General features: G+C 56.9%; 12 protein-coding genes. 7 read left to right on the top strand and 5 right to left on the bottom strand.

The window, feature by feature from the left end:
• Positions 1-96: 96 nt before the first annotated feature.
• The 5 genes from HX773_RS22280 to HX773_RS22260 all read right to left on the bottom strand — a co-directional run bounded on the left by HX773_RS22280 (position 97) and on the right by HX773_RS22260 (position 4,070).
• Positions 97-1,227: an ROK family protein gene (locus HX773_RS22280; protein ID WP_176973360.1), complete on the bottom strand. Its 1,131-nt coding sequence runs from the start codon at positions 1,225-1,227 to the stop codon at positions 97-99.
• An 8-nt stretch (positions 1,228-1,235) separates the two neighbouring features.
• Positions 1,236-1,976 carry a DNA replication protein DnaC gene (gene dnaC, locus HX773_RS22275; protein ID WP_007893471.1) on the bottom strand — a complete coding sequence of 247 codons (741 nt, stop codon included), beginning with the start codon at positions 1,974-1,976 and terminating at the stop codon, positions 1,236-1,238.
• Entirely contained in the window at positions 1,976-2,512 is a 537-nt protein-coding gene (gene dnaT / locus HX773_RS22270; RefSeq protein WP_101763871.1) for a primosomal protein DnaT, read from the bottom strand. Before dnaT ends, dnaC begins: the two co-directional genes overlap by 1 nt.
• Before the next feature lie 111 nt (positions 2,513-2,623).
• A complete protein-coding gene (locus tag HX773_RS22265; protein ID WP_176973359.1) occupies positions 2,624-3,301 on the bottom strand; it encodes a hypothetical protein in 678 nt (225 codons plus the stop codon).
• 73 nt (positions 3,302-3,374) lie between these two features.
• Complete coding sequence (locus tag HX773_RS22260; RefSeq protein WP_176973358.1) at positions 3,375-4,070, bottom strand: autotransporter; 696 nt, start codon at positions 4,068-4,070, stop codon at positions 3,375-3,377.
• Positions 4,071-4,210: 140 nt separating this feature from the next.
• On the opposite strand from HX773_RS22260, the gene HX773_RS22255 reads away from it, so the two are divergent.
• The 7 genes from HX773_RS22255 (at position 4,211) to HX773_RS22225 (ending at position 11,081) form a co-directional block, all read left to right on the top strand.
• On the top strand, positions 4,211-4,771 hold the full coding sequence (locus tag HX773_RS22255; RefSeq protein WP_176973357.1) for a DNA-3-methyladenine glycosylase I: 561 nt from the start codon (positions 4,211-4,213) through the stop codon (positions 4,769-4,771).
• A gap of 109 nt (positions 4,772-4,880) precedes the next feature.
• Positions 4,881-5,543 (top strand): OmpA family lipoprotein, encoded by a 663-nt coding sequence (locus tag HX773_RS22250; protein WP_101763875.1) that lies wholly within the window; start codon positions 4,881-4,883, stop codon positions 5,541-5,543.
• Between the two features lie 159 nt (positions 5,544-5,702).
• Positions 5,703-6,707, top strand: a complete 1,005-nt coding sequence (locus tag HX773_RS22245) for a LacI family DNA-binding transcriptional regulator (protein WP_176973356.1) — start codon at positions 5,703-5,705, stop codon at positions 6,705-6,707.
• A gap of 58 nt (positions 6,708-6,765) precedes the next feature.
• On the top strand, positions 6,766-7,791 hold the full coding sequence (locus HX773_RS22240) for a LacI family DNA-binding transcriptional regulator (RefSeq protein ID WP_176973355.1): 1,026 nt from the start codon (positions 6,766-6,768) through the stop codon (positions 7,789-7,791).
• A 125-nt stretch (positions 7,792-7,916) separates the two neighbouring features.
• Entirely contained in the window at positions 7,917-8,663 is a 747-nt protein-coding gene (locus HX773_RS22235) for a sugar phosphate isomerase/epimerase (RefSeq protein WP_176973354.1), read from the top strand.
• Positions 8,664-8,673: 10 nt separating this feature from the next.
• Positions 8,674-9,618: a sugar kinase gene (locus HX773_RS22230; RefSeq protein ID WP_008105274.1), complete on the top strand. Its 945-nt coding sequence runs from the start codon at positions 8,674-8,676 to the stop codon at positions 9,616-9,618.
• Between the two features lie 179 nt (positions 9,619-9,797).
• Positions 9,798-11,081 carry an MFS transporter gene (locus HX773_RS22225; RefSeq protein WP_176973353.1) on the top strand — a complete coding sequence of 428 codons (1,284 nt, stop codon included), beginning with the start codon at positions 9,798-9,800 and terminating at the stop codon, positions 11,079-11,081.
• The last annotated feature ends 37 nt before the right edge of the window (positions 11,082-11,118 follow it).

Raw genomic sequence — 11,118 nt, 5'->3', positions numbered from 1 at the left:
CAGGCCGTCCGTTCGATGCCGAAATATGTCTTGCCAGGTAACTGGCAAGACGGTATCTACGGGATTTCGGCGTTACGCCATTGATGGCGCCATTTTTTAACTCAGGCGTTCGTACTGCTCAATCACCGCCAACGCTAAACCGTTGGCAGGATCGATACGCATCGGCAGGAAATGCAGCGCGGTATGGGCGAAGGTAAAGGCCAGCGTACCGGCCTGCGCCGCCTGCTGCACCGCCTGCACAAACGCTGGCTGCGCATTCCACGGTCCATCAATAATGATGCTCGCCGGATTCACCAGCTGCATCACCTGACTCAACGCGTTGCCCAAATGGGTGCCCGCCTGCGTCATCACCTCTTTCAGGATTTCCGGTTCGCTATCACCATTCTGCCAGCGCAGGCCCGGTTTACGTTTTGCCAGCTGCTGCTGAATGGCCGGTTTGCTCACCAGCGTTTCCAGGCAACCTAAGCGGCCGCAGCTACAGCGTTCGCCTTTGGGTTGCACGGTAAGATGGCCGATCTCGCCCGCCGTCCAGCTGCTGCCGGTGAACACTTCACCTTGTTCCACCAGCGCGCCGCCCAGCCCTTCGGAAATACGCAGATAGAAATGGCTCTGCGACTTATTCAGTTCGAGCTGCTGCACCGAAAGCAGCGCGGCGGCTTTGACGTTATTCATAATGCGCAGCGGCAGCGGCATCTCGTGGCTGAGGATGGTCATCACATCCACATCCTGCCAGCCCAGATGAGCGGAAAAATGCACCCAGCCGCGATGGGGATCGATGATGCCAGGGAAACCAATCGCCACGCCGAGCAGCTCAGGATGCGCCGCGTGCAAGGTCTGGCACACTTCCACCAGCTCATGCAGCAACTGCTCGGGATCGCTGGTTTCGGTGCGCCAGGTTTGCTCGGCAATGACCTGCGAGAAATAGTCGCACACGCGCCAGTGAATCGCCTGGCGCTCCACCATGATGCCCGCGCTTTTCAGCTTTTCCGCGCGCAGCGAGATTTCGATTTTCGGTCGGCCCGCTGAAGCCACGCTAACCGGGCCGAGCTCATTGATCAGCCCGGCTTCCAGCAAATCATCGACAATCAGTGAAACGGTGTTTTTGCTCAGCTCGAGCGCTAATGCCAGATCCTGGCGGGAGGTGATGCGGGTGGTACGCAGTTGCGTCATCACCCGCTTCAGGTTGTTCAGGCGAAGTAGTGCTGGACCTTTACCGGCTGCTTTCATAGCACTCCTTAATACTCATCACCGCGCACACGGCTGCGATAACTTTCCCAGTCAAAGCGCACCCACAAGCTGTTGCCGAGGCGCATACGGTCCATCACGCGTTCACCCAGCAGCGAATTCATGCCGGCGGGATCGAGGTTCGATAACATGCCCGTTGGGCGTTTCGACGATGAGCGGCGATCAACAATCTGATTGATGATCACTTTTTCATAGCGCGATTCACTTTGCATGCCGATCTCATCGATCACCAGCAGATCCACATGGCTGAGATCGTGCAGCAGGCGCTCTTCGGTTAAATCGCTGCCGCCGCTGAAGGTGCCCTTCATGCTCGACATCAAGTCGGCCACGGTCACAATCAGCACGCTTTTACCGCGAATAATCAAATCGTTACCAATCGCTGCTGCAAGGTGGTTTTTACCGGTGCCGGGACGACCGGAGAAAACAAAACTGGAGATGCTATTTTCAAATCCGGCGGCGTATTCGCGCGCCATGGCCAGCGCTTTGCGCTGCCCATCATTTTCCACGCGATAGTTGTCGAACGAGCAGTTCATGTGCAGCTCGCGGATGCCCGAGCGCCCCATGATGCGCTGCATTTTCATCGCGCGGTTTTCCCGCACAATCGCTTCCGAGCGCAAGCGGCCCTGCTCCTGATTCCAGGCCAGCAGCTCCGCGCCGTTTTTGAATTTCGGCTGCACTTCGGACGGCATCATCTTTTTCAGGCGGCTAAAAAGATCGTTCGGCGTTTTCATTACTCACCTCGGAATCCATCGGGAATATCGTAATCAGTATTGCTGATTTGCGTGAGATCGCGCTTTGGCTGTCCGCCATTGGCGGCGCGATTCATCTGCACGCTGCGCGCTAACTTCTGCTGCCACTGCACATGATGGAACAAACGGCCTTCCGCCTGCCAGTACGCCACAAACGTGGCCAGCTCGGCGGCGGTAACCGGTTCACTCAACGCCACGCCCCAGATGGCGGCCTGACGCTGAAAATCGCTGTCCGGTTGCCAGCCTTCATACATCGCGAACTTGCCAACCGGCGTGGCGATGGGCGCGCTTTCGGTCTGAAACAGACTCTCATCCAGCGTGACATCATTGGGCTGCTGCGCGGCGGCTTCCAGCGCCAGCAGCTGCGCCAGACGCTGCGGCGTGAGCGCATAAAACGCCGGCGTATTGTTATGCAGCACCGCCAGCGTGCCGTTATCGGCCTGCTGCAGCACGGCGAGCGGGTCATGGCAAAAGCCATCCAGCCCCACCAACGTTGAAGATAAGATTTTGACTGACATGAAGAAACCTGACGTTAACCAGCATGGTGCGCCGGGCGGCAAATTCAGCCCGGCGTTATGCGGTAAGTGTACCTGTTTTAGGACAAGTGATCGTCAAAAAGGTCGCAGCGATTAGCGTGGCATCGTCAGCGGTTCAGCGCGATCCACATTGCGTGACGCGTGCGGCACCCGAACAGCGACAGGCTGCGGCCGGGTTTGCCAAAGATAGCGAGCCGATGCGATCAGGCACAGGCTGTAGCCGAACATCTCGCTGCCCTCTTCCGCCATGTTTTTAACCACGCGGTTATAACCATCAAGCATCAGATGTTCCCACAGCTGATGCATGCCAAACAGGCGCGAAAACACCAAAATAGCCAGTAAGCCTGCGGCCATCATCTGCCAGCTGCGATGCTGAACCAGCGACACCAGGCCGGGCAAAATCTGGCGCGGCTGACGTAAGGCCATCGCCAGACAGGCCGCCGTCGTCGCCAGCGCAAACCACAGCCAGGCGCCGTGCTTGATGAAATCGAACAGGAAGTCCATCTCACGAATCAGCATGCAGCTGTAAAAACCGCCGATCAGGATCAGCACGCTGCGTTGTGATGGTCGCTGCCAGGCCGAGAGGAAATAGAAGGTGGCGATGAGCAAGAGCATCAGCTCTTGGGTGATTTCGGTGAAGGAGGTTTCGTGCAGGGCATCGTTCATCCAGTTGACGTCGATATAGACCATCGCCATACAGAAAACCAGCACCAATCCACTGATGATAAAGGCCGTAACTTCACGGCTAATAAGAATAATATTGTTGCGCATATTGTGACCAAAGTAATGATTAGCGCGCTTAGTATATGGACCTCAGGTTTTGTCACTTCTCTTTTTATGCCGATTAGAAGCTGGCGCTGACGCCCAGGCTATAAATAAACTGCTCGCCGCTGGTGACCGCGCCGGTTTGCGCGAAAGAAGCAAAGGCCGCCATATTTTGCCCCAACGGCATATTCGCGCCGACGCTGACATCCACCCAGTTGTTTTCCCGGCCGTTAATATCCTCGGCTCGTTCACGCGTAGGCGATGGCAACTCTTCATTTACCAGATGGCTATAACTCACCTGCGCCCACGGCGATATCCAGCCAAGGCTAGAATCCACGCGCCAGCCGAGGGAGGCAATGTGCTCGGCGTTGTTGCTATCCACTCCTGCACACTTCGGACAGCTCAAGGTCGAATCATCCACCGCAAACTGCGCTACCGGCCCGGTGCTCACCACTTTACTCATCGGCATCGACCAACCGGCAGAGTAGCGATTAACGAATGGCGTGGCGCCGACGCTGGCGGTTTCACTGTGCATCACCATCGCATAGTCATTCGGCGAATTAAGCGCAGCGTCAAACAGGTTGGCGTCGGGGTTTTCTGTCAACATCAGCTGATTACTGGAAATTTTTTCGGCAAGTATAGCGTTGTAATCGGGCGCGCTATTCTGGCTCGACTGATCAAAGGCAAAGGCATTCCCGGCCAGAAAACATAGCCACCAACCGCCAAAAGCCAGCGCAATTTTATGCTGGCCTGTCCGCTGACTTTTCTGCAACATGAAAGACTCCTGACGAGCCGGGAAGAGATGGGCGTTTAGGTTTTATAAGATCTATATCGGCGCCCCCTGTATAACTATTAATCGCTTTTGCAATACGTCAAGGGAACTATCGCTATTTCATATGCTAAGGGAGTGATGCAATGCAACGTTGTGGCTGGGTAACTGAGGATCCGCTGTATCTGGCGTACCACGATAAAGAGTGGGGCGTGCCGCAAACCGATAAGCGAGTCTTATTTGAAATGGTCTGTCTTGAAGGCCAACAGGCGGGACTTTCATGGATTACCGTACTGAAAAAACGCGAAAACTACCGCCGCGCCTTCCATGAATTTGATCCCGCTGCCGTGGCGTTGATGGATGAAAGCGACATGGAACGGTTGATGCAAAATGCGGGACTGATTCGCCATCGCGGCAAGCTGGAAGCGATCATCAACAATGCGCGCGCATTGCTGGCGCTGGAAGCCACCGGAGAGGAGTTTTCACGCTTTATCTGGTCTTTTGTCGACCATACGCCGATTTTGCACCGTTACGCGAATTACAAAGACGCGCCAACCACCTCCGAGCCCGCCATTGCGCTGTCGAAAGCACTCAAGAAGCGTGGTTTTAAATTCGTCGGTCCCACAACCTGCCACTCATTTCTACAGGCCTGCGGCTTAATTAACGATCATCAAACCAGCTGTTTCTGCCATCCTGATAATCTTTAAAGCAAAAGTTTACAAATTAAGACTGACCCTCACGCATTTCCCCATATTTGAACGGCATAATAGTGCCGTTTTGGGGCTTTTCCCCGTTTAAATCTGTGAGGGATTTTTCATGAATAAGCGTATTTTGGCGCTGACCTTGTTACTGAGCGGCAGCCTCGCGCTGTCGGGTTGTACCACCAATCCATATACCGGCGAATCGCAGGCGGGAAAATCGGGTATCGGCGCTGGTTTAGGTGCGGTGCTGGGTGCGGGCGTGGGCGTGCTGTCGTCGTCGAAGAAAGATCGCGGTAAAGGTGCGCTGATTGGCGCGGCATCCGGTGCAGCACTGGGCGGCGGCGCGGGTTATTACATGGATGTGCAGGAAGCGAAACTGCGCGACAAAATGCGCGGCACCGGCGTCAGCGTGACGCGTCAGGGCGACAACATCGTGCTCAACATGCCAAATAACGTCACCTTTGATTCCAACAGCAGCAACCTGAAACCGGCGGGCGCTAACACCCTGACCGGCGTCGCGATGGTGCTGAAAGAGTATCCAAAAACCGCCGTGAATGTGGTGGGCTACACCGACAGCACCGGCACGCGCGCGCTGAATATGCGTCTGTCGCAGCAGCGTGCCGACAGCGTGGCCAGCGGTCTGATTCTGCAAGGCGTGGCGCAAAACCGCCTGCGCACGCAGGGTTTAGGCCCGGATAATCCGGTTGCCAGCAACAGCACGGAAGACGGTAAAGCACAGAACCGTCGCGTTGAAATCACCCTCAGCCCGCTGGGCTAAAAGTAAAGAGCCGATCTGCACGAACAGATCGGCTTTTGTCACATTTTTCCGCCTCTTTTGACGCCATCTTTGTTAGAAAAAGCTAAAAAATTCGTAACCGATAGAGCCGCCTTTTCCTTTATGCTAGCGTGATCAAAAATTGATCAATGGGACGCTATCATGTCACTGAAAGCCATCGCCGCTACCCTTGGCCTCTCTGTTACTACCGTGAGCCGGGCGCTAAATGGCTATGACGATGTAGCGGCCGTCACGCGCAAACGCATTGAAGACGAAGCCAATGCGCGCGGCTATCGTCCCAACGATGCGGCCCGCCGTCTGAAAACCGGGCGCGCCAATGCGGTCGGTCTGCTCTTCCCCATTAGCCACGCCTCGCTCAATGACAGCTATTACAGCCAAATGCTGCTGACGCTCGATCAACGCCTCGCGCAACACGATATTGATTTGCTGTTGCTGCCTGACAAACCGCAAGAGCAACAGCGTAAGCTGATCCGCATGCTGCGCAGCGGCGCCATCGATGCCCTGATTTTAACCCACACCATGCCGCAGGATGCGCGACTGCAACGCTTGCAGCAGAAGGGTTTCCGCTTCCTGACGCTTGGCCGCAGCGAGCTGCCGCAGCCGTACGCGTGGATTGATTACGATAATCACGCCGGCACCTTTTTGGCGGCAGAACACTGCCTGCAGCAAGGATGGCCGCGTCTGGCCTATCTCGGTAGTAACGAAACGGCGACTTACATCCTCGATCGCCGTCAGGGATTTATTGATGCGCTGATTCAGCATCAGGCGCCGGTCGATCAATCCCTGATGGCCGCGTTGCCCGCCACGCGCCGCTCCGGCTATCAGCAAACCAACATATGGCTGGCGCAAGGCGATGCGCCGCAGGCGATCATTACCGATTGCAGCACGCTGGGTGAAGGTGCCGCGATTGCGCTGCAGCAGGCGGCTCGCCTGAAGGGCGCGCAGGCAATTCCGCTGTATGTGTATGATGGATTACCGCCCGATTCGATTGTCGATCAGCCGGTGAACACCATTCTGCAATCATCGCAGCAGCAGATTGGCGAGCGCATCGCCGAAATGGTGCTGCAACTGCTCGATGATGTGCCGCCGAGCGAGCTGCAAACGCTCTGGCAACCGGTGCTGCGACTCACTTCTGACGCGCAATGATTGCGCCAGGCGCGAGCTGTGTTAGTCTTCGCCTGTTTCTTTTCAGCAGGTGTAAGCAATGAAAACCAGGCCGCCACGAGCCACAATCAGTGACGTTGCCCGTACGGCAAAAACCGGTAAAACCAGCGTTTCCCGCTATCTGAATGGCGAAGTGAATCTGCTCTCGCCCGATCTCAAAGCCCGTATCGAACAGGCCATCGCCGAACTCAACTATCGTCCCAGCCAGATGGCACGTGGATTGAAACGCGGCCGCACGCGTTTGATTGGCCTGATCATTGCCGACATCACCAATCCTTACTCGGTTGACGTGCTGAGCGGCATCGAAGCGGCGTGTCGAGCGCAGGGCTTTACCCTGCTGATGTGTAACACCAACAACGAAGTCGATCTCGAACAGCATTACCTGCAACTGCTGAGCAGCTATCAGGTTGAAGGCATTGTGGTCAATGCCGTGGGCATGCATGAAGAAGTGCTCAATCGCCTGCAACAGTCGATGCTGCCGATGGTGTTGATCGACCGTAAAATTCCCGATTTCGCCTGCGATATGGTGGGACTCAACAATGGTGAAGCCTCCACTATCGCGACCCAACATTTGCTGGATAACGGCTATCAAGCCCTGCTTTTCCTTAGCGAGCCCCTCGGCAGCGTTAACACGCGCCGTGAACGTCTGCGCGCCTTCTACGACACGGTGAACAGCGCGCCACAGATTGCGGCAGAGAATGCCGAAGTGGCGCTGCATCAGCCCGACGCGCTGGAAAAACAGCTACGCGAATTCCACCAGCGCTATGCTGATAAACGCTGTGCGGTGATCGCCGCCAACGGCGCGCTGACCTTGCAAGTGGCGCGCGCGCTGCAGCGCCTTGAGCTGCGCTGGGGCGAAGCGATTGGCCTGCTGGGCTTTGATGAACTGGAATGGGCAGCGCTGGCGGGCGTCGGCATCACCACCTTAAAACAGCCCACCTGGCAGATTGGTTACGCCGCGCTGGAGCAGGTTATCGCGCGCATTGAAGGCAGCGAGCAATCGGTCAGCGAACAGCTCTTCTCCGGCGAACTGATCGTGCGCGGCTCCAGCCAGCCGCTGCGCTAACCTCCCCTTTTATGGCTCACTTCGTGAGCATGATCATAATTTCACGGTCTGCGCCTTTCCTTTGGAACCGGTTCCATTTAGGTTTTTTATAACGAATGGGATGTGGTCATGCCCGGAGAAACGTGATGAAACCAGAAATTATTGTTGTAACTGCCGCATACGGCGCGCAGAAAGTAGCGGAATTGGGTGGCCAGGCCGCGCTGTTGCCGCTGATCAAACAGGCTGGCGCGGATGGCGTCGAAATCCGTCGCGAGCTGTTCAACGAAAATGAACTCTGCCTGCTGCACGCGCTCGGCAATGCGATTGCTCAGCATCAGCTGAGCGCCAGCTATTCCGTGCCGGAAGCGTTGTGGCTGGATGATGGTTCGCTGAATCCGCGTCTGGCGCAGTTCCTACAGGAAGCCGAACAAATCGGCGCTCAGCGCCTGAAAGTGGCGCTCGGCCATTTTGTTGAACTTGATGCGCGCGCGCTGCTGGACGTACTTAAAGCATCAACGGTGACGCTGGTGGTCGAGAACGATCAAACGCCAGACAGCAAACTGGCGCCGATGCTGCGCTTCTTCCATCAGGCTTGCGATGCCGCCTTGCCGCTGGATATGACCTTCGATATGGGCAACTGGCAGTGGACCGGCGAAGACGGTTTGCAGGCCGCCGCGCAACTCAGCCGCTACGTTAGCTACATCCACGTTAAAACCGCGGTGCCGCACGGCGCTACTTTCCGCGCGATAGCGCTGGATCAGGCCGACGACAGCTGGCGCACGCTGCTGAACGCGCTGCCAACCGACGCACCGCGCGGCATCGAATTCCCGCTGGAAGGCGCGGATTTGCTGGCGGTCACTCGCCATTACGTTGACCTGCTGCGTGCAGCGTAAGGAGCCGATGATGACGCAAAAAACGCTGGATGTGGTGACGATTGGCGAAGCGATGGCGATGTTTATCGCCCAGCAAACCGGCGATCTCGCCGCAGCGGAAGGCTTCGTTAAACGTATTGCCGGTGCCGAACTCAACGTGGCAATTGGCCTGGCGCGTCTCGGTTTGCAGGTCGGTTGGGTGAGCCGGGTCGGTGACGACAGCTTTGGTCGCTTCACGCTGCAACAGCTGGAAAAAGAGGGCGTCGATCACCGCTGCGTCACCACGGACGCGCGCTATCGCACCGGCTTCCAGCTCAAATCCCGCGTCGATGACGGCTCCGATCCGGAAGTGGAATACTTCCGCAAAGGCTCAGCCGCCAGCCATCTGTCACCCGACGATTTCAACGATGACTACTTTGGCAGCGCGCGCCATCTACACCTGAGCGGCGTGGCGGCAGCGATCTCTGACAGCTCCCTTGCACTGGCACAGCACGCGGCAAAAGAGATGCGCGCGCGGGGCAAAACCATCTCCTTCGATCCCAATCTGCGTCCGGTGTTATGGCGCAGCGAAGAGGAGATGCGCAAGCAGCTCAATCATCTGGCGGAATACGCCGATTGGGTGCTGCCCGGCGAGAAAGAGGGTTTGATTCTCACCGGCTATCGCCAGCCGGAAGCCATCGCCGATTTCTACCTCGATAAAGGGGTGAAAGCGGTGGTGATCAAAACCGGTGGCGACGGCGCCTGGTACAAAACCGCCGACGGCCAGCAAGGCCAGGTCGCACCGATTCGCGTCGAGAACGTGGTCGATACCGTGGGTGCTGGCGACGGCTTTGCCGTTGGGCTGATCAGCGCTTTGCTGGAAGGCAAATCCCTGCCGCAGGCGATTCTGCGCGGCAACAAGATCGGTTCGCTGGCGATTCAGGTCGCTGGCGACAGCGAAGGCCTGCCGACGCGCGCGGCGTTGGGCGATTATTGATAACTGCACAATCCCGTAGCGGCGCGATTCATCGCGCGCTTTCTGCAGCGGCTTCGCTGCCAGAAGCGCAATAAATTGCGCCGCTACGGGTCCGTACGAAGCCGAATAGTTGTACCTACAATACTAATATTGCGAGACGCATCCACTGAATGCGTCCACCTCAACCAGAGGAGTCACCCATGAAATCGCAGACAATCGCGCCAAAACGCTGGTGGTTTATCATGCCCATCGTGTTTATCACCTACAGTCTGGCGTATCTGGACCGGGCGAACTTCAGCTTCGCCTCTGCCGCAGGGATAAATGAAGATCTCGGCATCACCAAAGGCATGTCATCGCTGCTGGGCGCCCTGTTCTTCCTCGGCTACTTCTTCTTCCAGATCCCCGGCGCGCTGTATGCCGAACGTCGCAGCGTGAAGAAGCTGATTTTCTGGTGCCTGATTTTATGGGGCGGCTGCGCCTCGCTGACCGGCGTGGTCAGCAACATCCCGATGCTGGCGGCGATCCGCTTTGTGCTTGGCGTGGTGGAAGCGGCGGTGATGCCGGCGATGCTGATCTATATCAGCAACTGGTTTACCAAATCCGAACGTTCGCGCGCCAATACCTTCCTGATCCTCGGTAATCCGGTGACGGTGCTGTGGATGTCGGTGGTTTCCGGTTATCTGATTGAATCCTTTGGCTGGCGCGAGATGTTTATCATTGAAGGCATCCCGGCAGTGATCTGGGCGGTTGCCTGGTGGTTCCTGGTGCAGGACAAACCTGACCAGGCGAAATGGATGAGCGAAAGCGAGAAAGCCGCGCTGCAGGCGCAACTGCAAAAAGAGCAGGAAGGCATTAAAGCGGTACGTAACTACGGTGAAGCGTTCCGCAATCGCAACGTGATCCTGTTGTGCCTGCAATATTTTGCCTGGAGCATCGGCGTGTACGGTTTCGTGCTGTGGCTGCCATCCATTCTGCGTAACGGTTCGCAGATGGGCATGGTCGAAGCCGGTTGGCTCTCTGCGGTGCCGTATCTGGTGGCGACCATTGCGATGATTGTGGTGTCGTGGGCGTCGGATAAAACCCAGAACCGTAAACTGTTTGTCTGGCCGCTGCTGCTGATTGGCGCGCTGGCGTTCCTCGGTTCTTACCTGGTAGGTTCAAGCAATTTCTGGCTGTCGTATACGCTGCTGGTGATTGCTGGTGGTGCGATGTATGCGCCGTATGGTCCGTTCTTCGCCATCATTCCGGAGATGTTGCCGCGCAACGTCGCCGGTGGTGCGATGGCATTAATCAACAGCATGGGCGCACTCGGTTCCTTCGTCGGATCATGGATTGTAGGCTATCTTAATGGCGCGACCGGTTCGCCTGCCGCCTCCTACATTTTCATGGGTGCTGCGCTGCTGGCTTCGGTTTGGCTGACGTTGATCGTCAAACCAGCACAGAACAAAACGCCGCCGCCCGTACACGGGGCGAAGCACGCGTAATCGATTCGGGAGGCCTTAAAGCCTCCCCCTACATTTT

It is taken from the genome of Pantoea sp. B9002 (genome assembly GCF_013385945.1).
In the GTDB taxonomy this organism is placed as follows: Bacteria; Pseudomonadota; Gammaproteobacteria; order Enterobacterales; family Enterobacteriaceae; genus Pantoea.
This window is presented reverse-complemented; position numbering and strand designations above follow the sequence as displayed.